General features: G+C 39.5%; 19 protein-coding genes. 18 read left to right on the top strand and 1 reads right to left on the bottom strand.

From position 1 onward, the window contains the following. Positions 1-161 precede the first annotated feature (161 nt). From RWP09_RS03550 to RWP09_RS03535, 4 genes are all read left to right on the top strand, one after another. Positions 162-1,079, top strand: coding sequence for a dihydrodipicolinate synthase family protein (locus RWP09_RS03550; protein ID WP_001281499.1), 918 nt, complete (start codon positions 162-164; stop codon positions 1,077-1,079). Positions 1,080-1,096: 17 nt separating this feature from the next. Continuing rightward, a complete protein-coding gene (locus RWP09_RS03545; protein WP_314434140.1) occupies positions 1,097-1,981 on the top strand; it encodes an ROK family protein in 885 nt (294 codons plus the stop codon). A 96-nt stretch (positions 1,982-2,077) separates the two neighbouring features. Further along, positions 2,078-2,365: an XRE family transcriptional regulator gene (locus tag RWP09_RS03540; RefSeq protein ID WP_033683246.1), complete on the top strand. Its 288-nt coding sequence runs from the start codon at positions 2,078-2,080 to the stop codon at positions 2,363-2,365. Further along, positions 2,355-2,705, top strand: coding sequence for a type II toxin-antitoxin system RelE/ParE family toxin (locus RWP09_RS03535; RefSeq protein WP_314434137.1), 351 nt, complete (start codon positions 2,355-2,357; stop codon positions 2,703-2,705). The genes RWP09_RS03540 and RWP09_RS03535 overlap by 11 nt, the downstream gene beginning before the upstream one ends. A 61-nt stretch (positions 2,706-2,766) precedes the next feature. Here the strand turns inward: RWP09_RS03535 and RWP09_RS03530 are convergent, their stop codons facing one another. Beyond that, positions 2,767-3,618: a MurR/RpiR family transcriptional regulator gene (locus RWP09_RS03530; protein WP_314434135.1), complete on the bottom strand. Its 852-nt coding sequence runs from the start codon at positions 3,616-3,618 to the stop codon at positions 2,767-2,769. A gap of 191 nt (positions 3,619-3,809) precedes the next feature. On the opposite strand from RWP09_RS03530, the gene pbp2b reads away from it, so the two are divergent. The 14 genes from pbp2b (at position 3,810) to RWP09_RS03460 (ending at position 19,934) form a co-directional block, all read left to right on the top strand. Then, positions 3,810-5,867: a penicillin-binding protein PBP2B gene (gene pbp2b, locus RWP09_RS03525; RefSeq protein WP_314434133.1), complete on the top strand. Its 2,058-nt coding sequence runs from the start codon at positions 3,810-3,812 to the stop codon at positions 5,865-5,867. A gap of 10 nt (positions 5,868-5,877) precedes the next feature. Continuing rightward, complete coding sequence (recR, locus tag RWP09_RS03520) at positions 5,878-6,474, top strand: recombination mediator RecR (protein ID WP_314434131.1); 597 nt, start codon at positions 5,878-5,880, stop codon at positions 6,472-6,474. Positions 6,475-6,649: 175 nt separating this feature from the next. Beyond that, positions 6,650-7,693 (top strand): D-alanine--D-alanine ligase, encoded by a 1,044-nt coding sequence (locus tag RWP09_RS03515; RefSeq protein ID WP_314434129.1) that lies wholly within the window; start codon positions 6,650-6,652, stop codon positions 7,691-7,693. Positions 7,694-7,777: 84 nt separating this feature from the next. Further along, positions 7,778-9,151 carry a UDP-N-acetylmuramoyl-tripeptide--D-alanyl-D-alanine ligase gene (murF, locus tag RWP09_RS03510; protein ID WP_314434127.1) on the top strand — a complete coding sequence of 458 codons (1,374 nt, stop codon included), beginning with the start codon at positions 7,778-7,780 and terminating at the stop codon, positions 9,149-9,151. 94 nt (positions 9,152-9,245) lie between these two features. After that, positions 9,246-9,950: a TIGR02206 family membrane protein gene (locus RWP09_RS03505; protein ID WP_314434125.1), complete on the top strand. Its 705-nt coding sequence runs from the start codon at positions 9,246-9,248 to the stop codon at positions 9,948-9,950. A gap of 214 nt (positions 9,951-10,164) precedes the next feature. Then, positions 10,165-11,544 carry a cell division protein FtsA gene (ftsA, locus tag RWP09_RS03500; RefSeq protein WP_314434123.1) on the top strand — a complete coding sequence of 460 codons (1,380 nt, stop codon included), beginning with the start codon at positions 10,165-10,167 and terminating at the stop codon, positions 11,542-11,544. A 17-nt stretch (positions 11,545-11,561) separates the two neighbouring features. After that, a complete protein-coding gene (gene ftsZ / locus RWP09_RS03495) occupies positions 11,562-12,815 on the top strand; it encodes a cell division protein FtsZ (RefSeq protein WP_314434121.1) in 1,254 nt (417 codons plus the stop codon). 4 nt (positions 12,816-12,819) lie between these two features. Further along, positions 12,820-13,491 (top strand): YggS family pyridoxal phosphate-dependent enzyme, encoded by a 672-nt coding sequence (locus RWP09_RS03490; protein WP_314434120.1) that lies wholly within the window; start codon positions 12,820-12,822, stop codon positions 13,489-13,491. Positions 13,492-13,500: 9 nt separating this feature from the next. Then, the gene (locus RWP09_RS03485) at positions 13,501-14,034 is read left to right on the top strand and encodes a cell division protein SepF (RefSeq protein ID WP_314434118.1); all 534 of its coding nucleotides are present in this window, start codon (positions 13,501-13,503) and stop codon (positions 14,032-14,034) included. Beyond that, the gene (locus RWP09_RS03480) at positions 14,034-14,297 is read left to right on the top strand and encodes a YggT family protein (protein ID WP_314434115.1); all 264 of its coding nucleotides are present in this window, start codon (positions 14,034-14,036) and stop codon (positions 14,295-14,297) included. Before RWP09_RS03485 ends, RWP09_RS03480 begins: the two co-directional genes overlap by 1 nt. Then, complete coding sequence (locus tag RWP09_RS03475) at positions 14,294-15,079, top strand: RNA-binding protein (protein ID WP_314434114.1); 786 nt, start codon at positions 14,294-14,296, stop codon at positions 15,077-15,079. The genes RWP09_RS03480 and RWP09_RS03475 overlap by 4 nt, the downstream gene beginning before the upstream one ends. 8 nt (positions 15,080-15,087) lie before the next feature. Next, complete coding sequence (locus RWP09_RS03470; protein ID WP_314434111.1) at positions 15,088-15,969, top strand: DivIVA domain-containing protein; 882 nt, start codon at positions 15,088-15,090, stop codon at positions 15,967-15,969. Between the two features lie 252 nt (positions 15,970-16,221). Beyond that, positions 16,222-19,014 (top strand): isoleucine--tRNA ligase, encoded by a 2,793-nt coding sequence (gene ileS, locus RWP09_RS03465; RefSeq protein ID WP_314434109.1) that lies wholly within the window; start codon positions 16,222-16,224, stop codon positions 19,012-19,014. 401 nt (positions 19,015-19,415) lie between these two features. Next, positions 19,416-19,934 carry a hypothetical protein gene (locus RWP09_RS03460; RefSeq protein WP_084891286.1) on the top strand — a complete coding sequence of 173 codons (519 nt, stop codon included), beginning with the start codon at positions 19,416-19,418 and terminating at the stop codon, positions 19,932-19,934. The last annotated feature ends 105 nt before the right edge of the window (positions 19,935-20,039 follow it).

Raw genomic sequence — 20,039 nt, 5'->3', positions numbered from 1 at the left:
TCTGAAACTACTTTCAAGCCATAAACATTTCAAAATTCATATCGAAACTAAAATCTAAGTATACACAAGATGTTGAAAGCGTTTTTTACAAGGTGTATACTAAACACGTAAAGAATAAATCCTGCTTTTAGCAGAAAAAAAGAAATCTTAGGAGAAAATCTATGTCAGATTTAAAAAAATACGAAGGTGTCATTCCAGCCTTCTACGCATGTTATGATGATCAAGGAGAAGTAAGTCCAGAGCGTACGCGTGCCTTGGTTCAATACTTCATTGATAAAGGTGTTCAAGGTCTCTATGTCAATGGTTCTTCTGGTGAATGTATCTACCAAAGCGTTGAAGACCGCAAGTTGATTTTGGAAGAAGTCATGGCAGTTGCCAAAGGTAAATTAACTATTATTGCCCACGTTGCTTGCAACAATACCAAAGATAGTATGGAACTTGCTCGCCACGCAGAAAGCTTGGGTGTAGATGCCATTGCAACGATTCCACCAATTTACTTCCGCTTGCCAGAATACTCAGTTGCCAAATACTGGAACGATATTAGTTCTGCAGCTCCAAATACAGACTATGTTATCTACAACATTCCTCAATTGGCAGGTGTTGCTTTGACTCCAAGTCTTTATACTGAAATGTTGAAGAATCCTCGTGTTATCGGTGTGAAGAACTCTTCTATGCCAGTTCAAGATATCCAAACTTTTGTTAGCCTTGGTGGAGAAGACCATATCGTCTTTAATGGTCCAGATGAGCAGTTCCTAGGAGGACGCCTCATGGGTGCTAAGGCTGGTATCGGTGGTACTTACGGTGCTATGCCAGAACTCTTCTTGAAACTTAACCAATTGATTGCGGATAAAGACTTGGAAACAGCGCGTGAATTACAATACGCTATCAACGCTATCATTGGTAAACTCACTTCTGCACATGGAAATATGTATGGTGTCATTAAAGAAGTCTTGAAGATCAATGAAGGACTTAATATTGGATCTGTTCGTTCACCTTTGACACCAGTGACTGAAGAAGATCGTCCAGTTGTGGAAGCAGCTGCAGCCTTGATTCGTGAAACTAAGGAGCGCTTCCTCTAATTCATAAGGAGGTATTTATGACTAACTACATTGCAATTGATATCGGTGGAACTAACATCAAGTATGGTTTGGTTGATCAAGAGGGGCAACTTCTTGAATCGCATGAGATACCGACAGAGGCACATAAGGGTGGCCCCCATATTTTAGAGAAAACCAAACAGATTGTAGCTAGTTATCTTGAAAAAGATTCTGTAGCAGGTGTTGCCATTTCTTCGGCAGGTATGGTGGATCCTGACAAGGGTGAGATTTTCTATGCTGGCCCACAGATTCCAAATTATGCAGGTACACAGTTCAAAAAGGAAATCGAGACTAGCTTTGATATTCCTTGTGAAATTGAAAATGATGTCAACTGTGCAGGCCTTGCAGAAGCAGTTTCGGGCTCTGGTAAGGGAGCAAGTGTGACCCTTTGTTTAACCATTGGGACAGGTATTGGTGGTTGTTTAATTATTGACGGTCAAGTCTTCCATGGCTTTAGTAACTCTGCCTGTGAGGTTGGCTATCTACACATGCAGGATGGAGCTTTCCAAGACTTAGCCTCAACCACAGCTTTGGTTCGTTATGTAGCAGAAGCACATGGTGATCCAGTCGAACAGTGGAATGGTCGCAGAATCTTTAAAGAAGCTACTGAAGGGAACAAACTCTGCATGGATGGTATCGACCGCATGGTTGACTATCTAGGAAAAGGTCTAGCTAATATTTGTTATGTGGCCAATCCAGAAGTAGTTATTCTAGGTGGTGGTATCATGGGACAAGAAGCTATTCTCAAGCCTAAAATTCGAAAAGCTTTGAAAGATGCTTTGGTACCAAGTCTGGCTGATAAGACGAGATTAGAATTTGCTCATCATCAGAATACAGCAGGTATGCTCGGTGCATATTATCATTTCAAGACAAAACAATCCTAGTTTGGCATTGCCAAACTAGGATTTTCTAATCAAGTTCTCTTGACTTTCTTTATAATTGTGAGATAATAAAGAAAATATATAAAGGAATTATATAAAATGGCTATAGCGAATTCAAGTAAAATGGTAACCTTCCAAGCTAATAGAGAATTGGTAAATGATGCTATGGAAGTGTTAAAAGAACAAAATCTCTCCCTTTCATCAGCACTCAGATTATTTTTAAAGAATGTTGTCGTAACAAATGGAGTAGATTTACTTAGTGAAGAGGAATTAGAGAAGGAGTATTTGTTTAGACAATTACAAGCAGAAGTTCAAGAAAGTTATGCCAAGATTGAGGCTGGAAATTACTTGACAGATGAGGATGTCGTGACACGCTATGGATTATAAAAAATATAGGATTTTGTATTCTCCTAGAGTGATGGATAGTCTGGATAAAATATATCAGTATATAGCAGAGGAAATTGGTTCTGTAGAGGCTGCGAGACGAAAAGTAGCCAATATTAGAAAAGATATTAATCGGCTGGAAATTTTCCCCCAAGCTGGATTTGATACCGATGAAAAATTTGGTAAGAGATTAGATCCTCACTACCAAACGAGAGGATTGACCTTGAGTAAGGATTACATCGTATTATATACAATTGTTGAGGATATCGTCAGGCTTGCTTATTTACTCCCTTCAAAAAGTGATTACATAAAATTATTTAAGACCGAGTCAAGATATGACTGACTCAGGATCTAGATGAGTTATGTTTAGTGACGAATAAAAATCCTAGTTTGGCATTGCCAAACTAGGATTTTCTAGCTCTTCTTTGTCTTCGATAGCCATTAAGTTTTTTATTCTCCCAGTAGCTATTGAAAATTTTTTCTTTGTTTTCTCGATTGATCTCTAAAAAGTAAGCATAAATTAAATCAATCCAAAAAAGCATTGGAAGTTGAGAGGAGATACGCTGAATATAGGATGATTGATTGTGACTAGCAACCAGTACAGTTTCAGTATACAGTTGGTTTTCTTTGTTTGGTACACTGGTAAAGAGAACTGTTTTTGCTCCCATTTCTTTAGCGTCTAATAAGCTATCCAAAATAGATTGAGTGGCTCCAGATAGTGAAAAGCCAAGCACCAAGCAATTGTCATCCATGATACTAGTAGTCCAAGCAAATCCATCTTGATCGGTTATGGCTTCACAGACAACTCCTAAACGCATAAAGCGTAATTTCATCTCACGAGCGACAAGGCCAGAGCTTCCAGTGCCAAAAAAATAAACTCTTTCAGCATCTTCTATCATATTAGCTATTCGTTCTATTTGATTTTCATTAATTAATTCTTGAGTTTGCTCTCGCATATTGCTATAGCTTCTGAGAACACCTTGTATAAGAGGATTATGGGTCGATAGCTGAAGATTTTGGTTATCAATTTGATGTTGGTATTGGAAAATAAATTCTCTATAGCCAGTAAAACCACACTTTTTAGCAAAACGGGTTAGAGCCGCCTGGGAAATATGAAGTTTCTGAGCGACATTTTGTGATGATAAATCATCCTGTATCGTATCGACCTGTAAGAAATAGCGAGCAATTTCTTGCTCTAATTCAGTTAATTCATCAAAGTGGAGATCAATAATAGAGGGAATATCTTGATTGTTCATGGGCTTCCTTTGTATGATTTATATTAAATTAAAAGTCAAAAGTTTCTATTGGTTGATATTATTATACCATATAAAATAATGATAATTAAATAAAAAAGAAAAGCTCTTTTAAAAATCAAATAAAGTGCTCCCATTTTCCATAATTTTCTTCTCAATTTGTGGTACAATGAAGAATGAGATTTTAAATAGAAATGAGACTGACTTGTATGAGAAAATTTGATAGCCATTCGATTCCGATTCGGCTTAATTTATTGTTTTCAATTGTTATTTTGCTCTTTATGACCATCATTGGTCGCCTGCTTTACATGCAGGTTTTGAACAAAGATTTTTATGAGACAAAACTAGCATCGGCAAGTAAAACAAAGGTGACAACTAGTTCGGCTCGTGGACAAATCTACGATGCAACAGGGAAACCTCTCGTCGAAAACACCATTAAGCAAGTTGTATCTTTTACAAGGAACAACAAGATGACGGCTGCAGATTTGAAAGAAACAGCCAAGAAGTTGCTAGCCTATGTGGGAGTTTCTTCTCCAACATTGACTGATCGACAGTTGGCAGATTACTACCTAGCAGATCAAGATGTTTATAAGAAGGCAGTGGAAAGTTTACCACGTGAGAAACGCCTTGATTCTGATGGAAATCAATTATCTGAGTATGAACTTTACAATAACACAGTAGAAAGCATAGATCCAAGTCAATTTACCTACTCGGATGATGAAAAGAAAGAAATTTACCTCTTTAGCCAACTCAATGCAGTAGAAAATTTTGCGACAGGAACCGTTGCGACAGATTCCTTGACAGATACACAGATTGCCTTGATTGCTTCGGCTTCTAAGAATTTACCTGGTATCAGTATTTCGACTTCGTGGGATCGAAAAGTTCTAGAGACTTCTCTTTCGTCTATAGTAGGAAGTGTATCCAGTGAAAAAGCTGGTCTACCAGCTGAAGAAGCAGATGCTTATATTAAAAAGGGTTATTCTCTAAACGACCGTGTTGGAACCTCTTATCTAGAAAAACAATATGAAGAAACCTTGCAAGGAAAACGCTCGGTAAAAGAAATCCATCTAGACAAGTATGGTAACATGGAGAGTGTCGAAAATATCGAAGATGGTACTAAAGGAAACAATATTAAACTGACCATCGATTTGGCCTTCCAAGATAGCGTGGACAATCTGCTTAAGAGTTATTTCAATTCTGAGTTAGGAAATGGAGGAGCCAGATATTCTGAAGGTGTTTATGCAGTTGCTTTGAACCCAAAAACAGGTGCAGTTTTGTCTATGTCAGGGCTCAAACATGACTTGAAAACGGGAGATTTAACACCTGATTCCTTGGGAACAGTAACCAATGTTTTTGTCCCGGGTTCTGTTGTCAAGGCGGCGACCATCAGCTCTGGTTGGGAGAATGGAGTCTTATCAGGGAATCAGACCTTGACAGACCAACCGATTGTCTTCCAAGGTTCAGCTCCGATTAATTCTTGGTACACTCAGGCCTACGGTTCATTCCCGATTACAGCTGTGGAATCCTTGGAGTATTCTTCTAATACCTATATGGTTCAAACGGCTTTGGGCATTATGGGTCAGACCTATCAACCCAATATGTTTGTTTTAACTAACAATTTAGAATCCGCTATGGGGAAACTTCGTGCGACATTTGCTGAATATGGTCTTGGAGCCTCAACAGGCATTGACCTTCCAGATGAGTCAACTGGTTTTATACCAAAAGAGTATAATTTTGCTAATTACATTACCAATGCATTTGGCCAGTTTGATAACTATACTCCAATGCAATTGGCCCAGTACGTTGGAACTATTGCCAACAACGGTGTTCGGATTGCACCTCACATTGTCGAGGGGATTTATGGAAATAATGAACAAGGTGGTTTAGGAAACTTAATCCAATCTATTGATACCAAGGAAATGAATAAAATTAATATTTCTGAGTCTGATGTAGACATCCTCCAACAAGGATTTTATCAAGTTTCACATGGTGGTAGTGCTTTGACAACCGGTCGTGCCTTTTCCAATGGTGCAGCTGTATCTATTAGTGGGAAAACGGGTACTGCCGAAAGTTATGTTGCGGGAGGTCAAAAAGCTAACAATACCAACGCCGTGGCCTATGCCCCATCAGATAATCCTCAAATCGCTGTTGCAGTGGTCTTTCCGCATAACACCAATCTTACAAATGGTGTCGGACCTTCCATTGCGCGTGATATTATCAACCTCTATAACCAACATCATCCAATGAATTAGAAAGGAATATATGCTTTATCCAACACCTATTGCCAAGCTAATTGATAGTTATTCTAAGTTACCAGGTATCGGGATTAAGACGGCTACACGTCTGGCCTTCTATACTATTGGAATGTCTGATGACGATGTCAATGAATTTGCCAAAAACCTCCTTTCTGCTAAGAGAGAGCTAACCTACTGTTCCATCTGCGGTCGCCTGACTGATGACGATCCTTGCTCCATCTGTACCGATCTGACTCGTGACCAGACGACGATTTTAGTTCTCGAGGATAGTCGCGATGTGGCAGCCATGGAGAATATCCAAGAATACCATGGACTCTATCATGTTCTGCACGGCCTCATTTCCCCTATGAATGGCATCAGTCCAGATGATATCAATCTCAAGAGCCTTATGACTCGTCTGATGGATAGTGAGGTTTCAGAAGTGATTGTGGCTACAAATGCTACGGCAGATGGGGAAGCGACTTCCATGTATCTTTCACGCTTGCTCAAGCCAGCTGGGATCAAGGTTACGCGCCTGGCGCGAGGTCTCGCTGTGGGGGCAGATATCGAGTATGCAGATGAAGTCACACTCTTACGAGCGATTGAAAATCGAACAGAGTTGTAAGTTTAGACAAATTAACAAACTCAATTCATTTATATAAAAAATCAAGGAGACCGATATTTGTTTTATCGGTCTCTTTTTATATTTCTTGAGCACCAGCATCAGGTTCAAGTTTCAAAAAAGAAGCAAATATGATATACTAAAGAACGAGTATTCTATTAGAATTGGAACAAATAATATGAAACAAACGATTATTCTTTTATACGGTGGGCGTAGTGCAGAGCGTGAAGTCTCTGTTCTTTCAGCTGAAAGTGTCATGCGCGCGGTCAACTACGATCGTTTCACAGTCAAGACTTTCTTCATCAGCCAGTCGGGTGACTTTATCAAAACGCAAGAATTTAGCCAGACTCCTGGTCAAGAGGACCGTCTCATGACCAATGAAACTATTGATTGGGATAAGAAAGTTGCTCCAAGTGCTATCTATGAAGAAGGGGCAGTGGTCTTTCCAGTCCTTCACGGTCCGATGGGAGAGGATGGCTCTGTTCAAGGATTCTTGGAAGTTTTGAAAATGCCTTATGTTGGTTGCAACATCTTGTCATCAAGCCTTGCCATGGATAAAATCACGACCAAGCGTGTCTTAGAATCTGTCGGGATTGCCCAAGTTCCTTATGTGGCCATCGTCGAAGGTGATGATGTGACTGCTAAAATCGCTGAAGTGGAAGAAAAATTGACTTATCCAGTTTTCACAAAACCATCAAACATGGGTTCTAGTGTCGGTATTTCTAAGTCTGAAAATCAAGAGGAACTTCGCCAAGCTTTGGAACTTGCCTTCCGATATGACAGTCGTGTCTTGATTGAGCAAGGGGTGAATGCCCGTGAAATCGAGGTTGGTCTCTTGGGTAACTATGATGTCAAGAGCACGTTGCCAGGAGAAGTTGTCAAGGATGTTGCCTTCTACGACTATGACGCCAAGTATATTGATAACAAGATTACTATGGACATCCCAGCCAAAATCAGTGATGATGTGGTAGCTGTCATGCGTCAAAATGCAGAAACAGCTTTCCGTGCCATTGGTGGCCTCGGTCTCTCTCGTTGTGATTTCTTCTATACAGACAAGGGAGAGATTTTCCTAAACGAGCTCAATACCATGCCAGGTTTCACCCAGTGGTCTATGTACCCACTACTTTGGTACAATATGGGAATCAGCTATCCAGAACTAATCGAGCGTTTGGTTGACTTTGCTAAGGAAAGCTTTGACAAGCGCGAAGCGCATTTGCTATAAAAGTGAAAGAGAGGGTAGGAGCCAGAACCATCACTGCAAGGTGACTTGAGTTCTCGGACTTCGACCCTTTTTAAAGGAGTGGAAATGAAATTAACAATCTATGAAGTGGCCCAAGTTGTCGGAGCTAAAAATGATATCAGCATCTTTGAGGACACCCAGTTAGAAAAAGCCGAGTTTGACAGTCGTTTAATTGCTACAGGGGACTTGTTTGTGCCCCTCAAGGGAGCGCGTGATGGTCACGACTTTATCGAAACAGCTTTTGAAAATGGCGCTGCTGCAACCCTGTCTGAGAAAGAGGTCGCAAATCATCCCTACATTCTAGTAGATGACGTTTTGGTTGCCTTTCAAACCCTCGCAGCCTACTATATAGAAAAAACGGGAGTCGATGTCTTTGCTGTCACAGGTTCAAATGGCAAGACGACGACCAAGGATATGTTAGCTCACTTGCTATCAACAACCTACAAGACCTACAAAACACAAGGAAACTACAATAACGAGATTGGCCTTCCCTACACAGTTCTCCACATGCCTGAAGGAACAGAAAAGTTGGTCTTGGAGATGGGGCAGGATCACTTGGGAGATATTCATCTCTTGTCTGAATTGGCTCGTCCAAAAACAGCCATCGTGACCTTGGTTGGAGAAGCCCATTTGGCCTTTTTCAAAGACCGTTATGAGATTGCTAAAGGAAAAATGCAAATTACAGACGGGATGGCACCTGGTTCCTTGCTTTTAGCGCCAGCTGACTCGATTGTAGAGAACTACTTGCCAACTGATAAAAAGGTAGTTCGTTTTGGGCAAGGGGCAGAGTTGGAAATTACCGACCTGGTAGAACGTAAGGATAGTCTGACCTTTAAAGCTAATTTCTTAAATCAAGCCCTTGATTTGCCAGTAACTGGTAAGTACAATGCCACCAATGCCATGATTGCATCCTATGTTGCCCTGCAAGAAGGAGTTTCAGAGGAGCAAATTCGTCAAGCTTTTCAAAATCTTGAATTGACGCGTAACCGTACCGAGTGGAAGAAAGCAGCTAATGGAGCAGATATTCTTTCAGATGTTTACAATGCCAATCCAACTGCTATGAAGCTGATTTTAGAGACTTTTTCTGCCATTCCAGTCAATGAAGGTGGCAAGAAAATTGCAGTCTTGGCAGATATGAAGGAGCTGGGTAACCAGTCTATTCAGCTTCATAATCAGATGATTTTGAGCCTTTCACCAGATGTGCTTAATACCGTGATTTTCTATGGAGAAGACATTGCTGAATTAGCCCAACTTGCCAGTCAAATGTTCCCAATTGGCCACGTTTTCTACTTCAAGAAAACAGAAGACCAAGACCAATTTGAAGACCTAGTTAAGCAGGTTAAAGAAAGCCTTGGAGCTAATGATCAAATCCTGCTCAAAGGCTCTAACTCTATGAATCTAGCCAAGTTGGTAGAAAGTTTAGAAAATGAAGCCAAGTAATTTTGTCAAACATTTACGTATTTCTAAATCCATTTTTGACAAATAGCATGGTATAATAATATGCAGGAAAATTTTGAATCATGAGGAAGACTAGATGAATTTATGGGATATTTTCTTTACGACTCAGGCAACAGAGCCACCCAAATTTGACCTTTTTTGGTATGTCAGTATATTTACACTCTTAGCTTTGACCTTTTATACAGCCTATCGCTATCGTGAAAAGAAGGTTTACCAACGATTTTTCCAAACCTTGCAGGCTGTTCAGTTGATTCTGCTTTATGGTTGGTATGGGGTCAATCATATGCCGCTGTCAGAAAGCCTACCTTTTTACCATTGCCGTATGGCTATGTTTGTGGTGCTCTTGCTTCCTGGTCAGTCCAAATATAGGCAGTATTTTGCATTACTAGGAACATTTGGGACATTAGCAGCCTTTGTTTATCCAGTGCCAGATGCCTATCATTTCCCACATATTGCGATTTTGTCCTTTATATTTGGGCATCTAGCTCTTTTGGGGAACTCATTGGTTTATCTATTGAGACAGTATGATGCACGATTGCTGGATGTGAAGGGAATTTTTCTCATGACCTTTGCTCTAAATGCCTTAATTTTTGTGGTCAATTTAGTAACAGGTGGAGATTATGGATTCTTGACAAAACCACCATTGGTTGGGGACCATGGCTTAGTAGCTAATTATTTAATCGTTTCCCTGGCCTTATCAGCGGCGATTACGTTGACAAAGAAAATCTTGGAACTATTTTTAGCACAAGAAGCAGAAAAAATGACTGCAAAGAAAGCTTAGAAATGAGCTTTCTTTTTTCATAAATCTGATTTTTTTATAATTTGTTTGGAAAATAAAAAAGTTGATGAGCAAAAGTGAAAAAATAGCAAGTAAATTTAGGAAAAAACTAAGCACGATTGGATTTTTTGTGTTATAATATTCTGTGAATAGCTATGCCCTATTTTAGCTATATTGAATAGAAGTTTGAAACTTGGAAGAGAGAGGATGCGATGTAATGGCTAGAGATGGTTTTTTTACAGGCTTAGATATCGGAACCAATTCCATTAAGGTATTGGTTGCCGAGCTTAGAAATGGTGAACTAAACGTAATTGGTGTAAGTAATGCCAAGAGCAAAGGTGTAAAGGATGGGATTATCGTTGATATTGAAGCGGCAGCAAGTGCTATCAAGTCAGCTATTTCCCAAGCAGAAGAGAAGGCTGGCATTTCAATTAAATCAGTGAATGTTGGTTTGCCTGGAAATCTTTTGCAAGTAGAACCAACTCAAGGAATGATTCCCGTTACGTCTGATACAAAAGAAATTACAGATCAAGATGTTGAAAATGTTGTCAAATCAGCCTTGACAAAGAGCATGACACCAGATCGTGAAGTCATTACTTTTATTCCTGAAGAATTTATCGTAGATGGTTTCCAAGGTATTCGTGACCCGCGTGGCATGATGGGTGTTCGCCTTGAAATGCGTGGTTTGCTTTACACAGGTCCACGTACTATTCTTCACAATTTACGCAAAACAGTTGAGCGCTCAGGTGTTCAAGTTGAAAATATTATTATTTCACCATTGGCTTTGGTTCGTTCAGTCTTGAACGAAGGAGAGCGTGAATTTGGAGCTACTGTGATTGATATGGGAGCAGGTCAAACAACTGTTGCTACAATCCGTAACCAAGAACTCCAGTTTACAAATATTCTTCAAGAAGGTGGAGATTATGTCACAAAAGATATCTCTAAAGTCTTGAAGACTTCACAGAAATTAGCTGAAGGATTGAAATTGAACTATGGGGAAGCCTACCCATCACTTGCCAGTAATGAAACCTTCCAAGTTGAAGTGATTGGTGAAGTAGAGCCTGTAGAAGTTACAGAAAGCTACCTAGCAGAGATTATTTCAGCTCGCATTAAACACATTTTTGAACAAATCAAACAAGAGTTGGAAAGAAGACATTTGTTGGATCTTCCAGGTGGAATTGTTCTGATTGGTGGAAATGCTATTTTACCAGGTATTGTAGAACTTGCACAGGAAGTCTTTGGCGTTGGTGTCAAACTTTACGTTCCAAATCAAGTTGGAATCCGTAACCCTGCCTTCGCTCATGTGATTAGCTTGTCTGAATTTGCTGGTCAATTGACTGAGGTGCATTTATTAGCACAACGAGCAGTCAAGGGTGAGGATGCTTTGCGTCACCAACCAATTAATTTTGGTGGGATGATTCAACGCGTTACTCAAGTAGCACAACCTACCCCTATTCAACCAGTTCAAAATACTGAGGTAGAGCAATCAGCTTCTACGAACGTAGTTGCTCCGAAAGAAGATAAAGTATCTTCTCAAAATAAACCAAAAATCGCAGATCGCTTCCGTGGTTTAATTGGAAGTATGTTTGATGAATAAAAGAGGAAAAATAAACTATGACATTTTCATTTGATACAGCGGCTGCTCAAGGTGCAGTTATTAAAGTAATCGGTGTTGGTGGAGGTGGCGGTAACGCTATTAACCGCATGGTTGACGAAGGTGTTACGGGCGTAGAATTTATCGCAGCAAACACAGATGTACAAGCTTTGAGTAGTACAAAAGCTGAGACTGTAATTCAGTTGGGTCCTAAATTGACACGTGGTTTGGGTGCTGGAGGTCAACCTGAAGTTGGTCGAAAAGCTGCTGAAGAGAGCGAAGAAACATTGACAGCTGCTATTAGTGGAGCGGATATGGTCTTCATTACTGCTGGTATGGGTGGTGGATCAGGTACTGGAGCAGCTCCTGTTATTGCACGTATTGCTAAAGACCTAGGTGCTCTTACTGTTGGTGTTGTGACACGTCCGTTTGGTTTTGAAGGAAGCAAACGTGGACAATTTGCTGTTGAAGGAATCAATCAACTTCGCGAACATGTAGATACTCTATTGATTATTTCAAACAACAACTTGCTTGAAATTGTTGATAAGAAAACTCCGCTTCTTGAAGCACTTAGCGAAGCAGATAATGTACTTCGCCAAGGTGTTCAAGGAATTACTGACTTGATTACAAACCCTGGTTTGATTAACCTTGACTTTGCCGATGTGAAAACAGTTATGGCAAATAAAGGGAACGCCCTAATGGGTATTGGTATTGGTAGTGGAGAAGAACGTGTGGTAGAAGCAGCTCGTAAAGCAATCTACTCACCACTTCTTGAAACAACGATTGATGGTGCTGAGGATGTTATCGTCAACGTTACTGGTGGACTTGATTTAACCTTGATTGAGGCTGAAGAAGCTTCAGAAATCGTCAACCAAGCGGCTGGTCAAGGAGTGAACATCTGGCTCGGAACATCTATTGATGAAAGCATGCGTGATGAAATTCGCGTAACAGTTGTTGCAACAGGTGTTCGTCAAGATCGTGTTGAAAAAGTTGTTGGACATGCACCAAAACAAGTTGTTCGTCATGAACAAGCGAGTCCAAGTCATGTACGTAACTATGACCGTCACTATGACATGGCTGAAACTGCAGAAATTCCAAGTCCAGCACCTCGCCGTACAGAAACTTCTAAAACATCAGCATTTGGTGATTGGGATTTGCGACGTGAGACGATTGTTCGTCCAACTGATTCAGTTGTATCACCAGTTGAACGTTTCGAAGCACCATCTTTAGAAGAGGATGAATTAGAAACTCCTCCATTTTTCAAAAATCGTTAAGTAAATGAATTTGAAAGAAAATACAGAACGTGTTTTTCAACAAATAAAAGGTGCAAGTCAGCAGGCGGGAAGAGAAGATAATTCTGTTTCAGTTCTTGCCGTTACAAAATATGTAGACGTACCGACAGCGGAGGCTTTGCTTCCGCTAGGTGTGTATCATATTGGTGAAAATCGTGTAGATAAGTTCCTTGAGAAATATGAAGCTTTAAAAGATAGAAATATTACCTGGCATTTGATTGGAACCTTGCAAAGACGCAAGGTCAAAGATGTTATTCAGTATGTTGATTATTTCCACGCTTTGGATTCATTAAAGCTAGCAGAGGAAATTCAAAAGAGAAGTGACCGAGTTATTAAGTGTTTCTTACAAGTGAATATCTCAAGGGAAGAGAGCAAACATGGTTTTTCAAAGGAAGAACTACTGGAGCTCTTGCCAGAATTAGCAACCTTAGATAAAATTGAATATGTAGGCTTGATGACTATGGCTCCTTTTGAAGCTAGTAGTGATGAGTTGAAAGAAATTTTTAAAGCTACACAGGATTTGCAACTAGAAATTAGAGAAAAACAAATTCCCAATATGCCAATGATGGACTTGAGTATGGGTATGAGTCGTGACTACAAGGAAGCGATTGAATTTGGCTCAACATTTGTCAGAATTGGTACAGCATTTTTTAAGTAGGAAAGAAAGATGTCTTTAAAAGATAGATTTGATAGATTTATAGATTATTTTACAGAAGATGGAGAAGATGTTGGTACTACTTATCAGTCTAAAGCTGAAGAGCCGATTGTGACTCCAGTCCCTTCTGTTCAGGAGTTACCTCAACAAACTACGGTTATACCGTCTAAAGATAAAAACATTACTCGTCTTCATGCCCGTCAACAAGAGTTGGCTATGCAAAGTCAACGTTCTACTGATAAGGTGACAATTGATGTTCGTTATCCACGCAAATACGAAGATGCCACAGATATTGTTGATTTATTAGCTGGTAACGAAAGTATTTTGATTGATTTTCAATATATGACAGAAGTTCAAGCACGTCGTTGTTTGGACTATCTGGATGGGGCCCGTCATGTTTTAGCTGGTAACATGAAGAAGGTAGCATCTACTATGTACCTGCTGACACCAGTTGATGTTGTCGTCAATATTGAAGATATCAAAATACCAGATGAATCACAAAATGCTGAATTTGGTTTTGATATGAAGCGTACGAGAGTGAAATAATGCTCTTTCTCATTCGTTTTATTCAAAATGCAGTGGATATCTATTCACTGATTTTAATTGTTTTTGCTCTGATGTCTTGGTTCCCAAATGCCTATGAATCGCGTCTAGGTCGCTTGATTATTAGCTTAGTGAAACCGATAATGGCTCCTTTACAACGCTTACCCCTTCAGATTGCAGGTCTTGACTTGTCTGTCTGGATTGCGGTATTATTAGTACATTTTATAGGGAACCAATTGATTCAACTTTTAGTGATTTTTCTATGAACAAGATGATTTATCAACACTTTTCTAAGAATGATTCGTCTTTTATTGATAAGGGAGTAGAATGGATAAAAAAGGTAGAAGATTCTTATTCTCCTTTTTTAAGCCCCTTTGTAAATCCTCATCAAGAAAAGATTTTAAAGGTTCTAGCATCAACGAACGGCATCTCCTACATGAGCAGTCGGCAGTTTCTTGAAACTGAATATGTACGGATACTCCTGTATCCTGATTATTTTGAACCCAAATTCACTGATTTTGAACTCTCCTTGCAAGAAATAGTTTATCCTAATAAGTTTGAACGATTAACACATGCAAAAATATTAGGGACTGTTTTAAATCAGCTGGGAATTGATAGAAAGCTATTTGGTGATATCTTGGTCAATGAAGAGAGGGCACAGATTATCATTAATCGACAATTTATGCTCCTTTTTCAAGACGGCATTACGAAAATTGCTCGTTTACCAGTTCGTCTAGAAGAGCGGGATTTTGCTGAGAAAATTGCTACAGTCGAAGATTATCAAGAATTAGATATTTGTATCGCTAGTTCTAGATTAGATGTTTTTCTAGCAGGTGTCTTCAAACTGTCTAGAAATCAGGCAAGTCAGTTAATTGAAAAACAGGCAGTCCAAGTTAATTACCATTTAGTTGAAAAATCAGATTATATAGTTCAAGTTGGTGATTTGGTTAGTGTAAGGAAATTTGGTCGATTGAAACTCATTAGAGATAATGGGCAAACAAAAAAAGATAAAAAGAAATTAACGGTCCAATTGTTATTAAGTAAGTGAGGAAAAATATGCCAATTACATCGTTAGAAATCAAAGATAAAACCTTTAACACACGTTTTAGAGGGTTTGATCAAGAAGAAGTAGATGAATTTTTAGATATTGTAGTCCGTGATTATGAAGATTTAGTCCGCTCTAATCATGATAAGGATTTACATATTAAGAGTTTAGAAGATCGTTTGTCTTACTTTGATGAGATGAAAGATTCATTAAGCCAGTCTGTATTGATTGCACAAGATACAGCTGAACGAGTAAAACAAGCTGCAGCTGAACGTTCAAACAATATTATCCATCAAGCAGAGCAAGATGCCCAACGTTTGTTGGAAGAAGCTAAGTACAAGGCAAATGAAATTCTTCGTCAAGCAACTGACAATGCTAAGAAGGTTGCAGTTGAAACAGAAGAATTGAAGAACAAGAGTCGTGTCTTCCATCAACGTCTTAAATCTACCATTGAGAGCCAGTTAGCAATTGTTGAATCTTCAGATTGGGAAGATATTCTTCGCCCAACAGCGACTTATCTTCAAACAAGTGATGAGGCCTTCAAAGAAGTGGTCAGCGAAGTCTTAGGTGACTCTGTCTTGCAACAACATCCAGAGGAAGAACCAATTGATATTACTCGTCAGTTTTCTCCCGAGGAAATGGCTGAGTTGCAAGCGCGTATCGAAGCGGCTAATAAGGAACTTGCAGAAGCCGAAGCAAGAGCTGAGCAGGAACAAGTGGTTTCACCAGCTCCAGCTCCGATTGTTGAAGAAAGTCCAGCTCATCCAGTTGGTCCGATGTATGAAGAGCCAGAAGTAGCTCCAAGCCATTACTCAGGCCCAACACCAGCTACTGAAGCTATAAACTCGGAACCAGGTTTTGCTGCACCGCAAGAATCTGTTACAATTTTATAAGAAATAATCTGAGAACAATATTTTATCCTTATATTTCCAGCGAGCAGGAGATGGTGTGAGTCCTGTAATCCCTATTGATAAGATTATCCTCTCAAAAACTCAAGTCTGAATGGAGTAAGATTTGACGTTCCCCACGTTACGGGGTAAGAGGGAGAAAGACTAAATCTTTTTCCGAATAAAGGTGGTACCACGATTTTCGTCCTTTTTGGCAGTCGTGGTTTTTAATTTGTTATTATTTATAAAGGAGATACCATGAAACTCAAAGATACCCTTAATCTTGGGAAAACAGCTTTCCCAATGCGTGCAGGCCTCCCTACCAAAGAGCCAGTTTGGCAAAAGGAATGGGAAGATGCAAAACTTTATCAACGTCGTCAAGAATTGAACCAAGGAAAACCTCATTTCACCTTGCATGATGGTCCTCCATACGCGAACGGAAATATCCACGTTGGACATGCTATGAACAAGATTTCAAAAGATATCATTGTTCGTTCAAAATCCATGTCAGGTTTTTACGCACCATTTATCCCTGGTTGGGACACTCATGGTCTGCCAATCGAGCAAGTTTTGGCAAAACAAGGTGTCAAGCGTAAAGAAATGGATTTGGTTGAGTACTTGAAACTTTGCCGTGAATATGCTCTTTCTCAAGTAGATAAACAACGTGAAGACTTTAAACGTTTGGGTGTTTCTGGTGACTGGGAAAATCCATATGTGACTTTGACTCCTGATTATGAAGCAGCCCAAATCCGTGTCTTCGGTGAGATGGCTAATAAAGGTTATATCTACCGTGGTGCAAAACCAGTTTACTGGTCTTGGTCATCTGAGTCAGCTCTTGCTGAAGCAGAGATTGAATACCATGACTTGGTTTCAACTTCCCTTTACTATGCCAATAAGGTAAAAGATGGCAAAGGTGTTCTAGATACAGATACTTATATCGTAGTTTGGACAACTACTCCATTTACTATCACAGCTTCTCGTGGTTTGACTGTTGGTGCAGATATTGATTACGTTTTGGTTCAACCTGCTGGTGAAGCTCGTAAGTTTGTCGTTGCTGCAGAATTGTTGACTAGCTTGTCTGAAAAATTTGGCTGGGCTGATGTTCAGGTCTTGGCAACTTACCGTGGTCAAGAACTCAACCACATCGTAACAGAACACCCATGGGATACAGCTGTAGATGAATTGGTTATTCTTGGTGACCACGTTACGACTGACTCTGGTACAGGTATTGTCCATACAGCCCCTGGTTTTGGTGAGGACGACTACAATGTTGGTATTGCTAATGGTCTTGAAGTCGCAGTGACTGTTGACGAACGTGGTATCATGATGAAGAATGCTGGCCCTGAGTTTGAAGGTCAATTCTATGAAAAGGTAGTTCCAACTGTTATCGAAAAACTCGGCAGTCTCCTTCTTGCCCAAGAAGAAATCTCTCACTCATACCCATTTGACTGGCGTACTAAGAAACCAATTATCTGGCGTGCAGTACCACAATGGTTTGCCTCAGTTTCTAAATTCCGCCAAGAAATCTTGGACGAAATTGAAAAAGTGAAATTCCACTCAGAATGGGGTAAAGTCCGTCTTTACAATATGATTCGTGACCGTGGCGACTGGGTTATTTCTCGTCAACGTGCTTGGGGTGTTCCTCTTCCAATCTTCTACGCAGAAGACGGCACAGCAATCATGACTGCTGAAACGATTGAGCATGTAGCTCAACTCTTTGAGGAACATGGTTCAAGCATTTGGTGGGAACGTGATGCTAAGGACCTCTTGCCAGAAGGATTTACTCATCCAGGTTCTCCAAATGGGGAGTTCAAGAAAGAAACAGATATCATGGACGTTTGGTTTGACTCAGGTTCATCATGGAATGGAGTTGTGGTAAACCGTCCTGAGTTGACTTACCCAGCAGACCTTTACCTAGAAGGTTCTGACCAATACCGTGGTTGGTTCAACTCTTCACTCATCACATCTGTTGCTAACCATGGCGTAGCACCTTACAAACAAATCTTGTCACAAGGTTTTGCCCTTGACGGTAAAGGTGAGAAGATGTCTAAATCTCTTGGAAATACCATTGCTCCAAGCGATGTTGAAAAACAATTCGGTGCTGAAATCTTGCGTCTCTGGGTAACAAGTGTTGACTCAAGCAATGACGTACGTATCTCTATGGATATCTTGAGTCAAGTCTCTGAAACTTACCGTAAGATTCGTAACACTCTTCGTTTCTTGATTGCCAATACATCTGACTTTAACCCAACTCAAGATGTAGTCACTTACGATGAACTTCGTTCAGTTGATAAGTACATGACGATTCGCTTTAACCAGCTTGTCAAGACCATTCGTGATGCTTACGCAAACTTTGAATTCTTGACAATCTACAAGGCCTTGGTGAACTTTATCAACGTTGATTTGTCAGCATTCTACCTTGATTTTGCTAAAGACGTTGTTTACATCGAAGGTGCCAAATCACTGGAACGCCGTCAAATGCAGACTGTTTTCTATGACATTCTTGTGAAAATCACCAAACTCTTGACACCAATCCTTCCTCACACTGCGGAAGAAATCTGGTCATATCTTGAATTTGAAGCTGAAGACTTCGTTCAATTGTCAGAATTACCAGAAGCGGAAACTTTTGCTAATCAAGAAGAAATCTTGGATACATGGGCAGCCTTTATGGACTTCCGTGGACAAGCTCAAAAAGCCTTGGAAGAAGCTCGTAATGCAAAAGTAATCGGTAAATCACTTGAAGCCCACTTGACAGTTTATCCAAATGAAGTGGTGAAAGCTCTACTCGAAGCAGTAAACAGCAATGTAGCTCAACTTTTAATCGTGTCAGACTTGACCATCGCAGAAGGACCAGCTCCAGAAGCTGCCGTTAGCTTCGAAGATGTAGCCTTTACAGTTGAACGCGCTGCAGGCCAAGTATGTGACCGTTGCCGTCGTATCGACCCAACAACAGCAGAACGCAGCTACCACGCAGTCATCTGTGATCACTGTGCAAGCATCGTAGAAGAAAACTTTGCGGAAGCAGTCGTAGAAGGATTTGAAGAGAAATAAGGTTGAAAAGTCTAGGGAAAACTCAATTTGAGAAGAAAAGACAACTAATCTTATAGACTATAAAACGCATTGTATCACGTTTTTTAACACCTGATATGATGCGTTTTTATTTATTTTGAAAATTGGCGAGGTGTGACTTTTTATACTCAACAAGAATCAAAGAGAAAGTTAGCAAGCTAACAGCAGTAAGATAAAATACGAATTTGATATTGCGGATAAGATTGGTAAATTGTGTCATATTTTTACAATAATAAATTTGTGTAATTGCTTTTGATTTCTGAAAAGTATTATATTTTATTTCATATTATACAAATTTTTATTTTATAATATCAGAAAATACTTTTTTTTTTAGCAAATATGATACAATTTTATTTGAAAAAAAATAAAAAGGAGATTTTATTATGAAACAAACCTTTATTACATCTTACTTGACTTTCTACATGAAAGCTTCTGTAGCTTTGGAGGGAGTTTTTATTAAAACTTCAAATCCTAATACTATTTTAAAAGTTATTCCTCTAGGTTCTCAGAATAAGACAATTCCAGTGGAACAAGTTGCAAGTGTAGACGATTCATTTAGTCTTGATTTCAAATCATTTGCTTGGGGTGTCATCTTTACAATTATTGGATTTTCTATGATGGGGAATTCATTTGTAGGAGGTTTGATTTTGGCTGCTTATGGAGTATTGACAGTTTTAAGTGCTTTTCAAACTCTTCTTGTTTTAAATCTTACTTCTGGTGGATCACACGTTATTAGTGCAGTAGTATTTGAAAAAGCTAATCTTGAAAATTGTAAAGAAACAATTGAAGCATTAATTCTAAATCGTTATGATGATACTAATACGAGAAAACATACAGACCGTATGATGCAAAATGCAGATCAAAATGCGGATCGTATGATTGATGCTTTAAAAAACAAGTAATCTTTTATAGTTTTTGTTTAGTTATATAATGGGATAAAAACTTGAGAGAGCTAGCTTAGTTCTCTCTTTTTAGTTGATTTTGACTAGCTTTTTTGTGAAAAATTG

Source organism: uncultured Streptococcus sp., assembly GCF_963521255.1.
Classification (GTDB): domain Bacteria; phylum Bacillota; class Bacilli; order Lactobacillales; family Streptococcaceae; genus Streptococcus.
The sequence above is the reverse complement of the archived record's forward strand: the minus strand, read 5'-3'. Positions and strand labels throughout refer to the sequence as shown.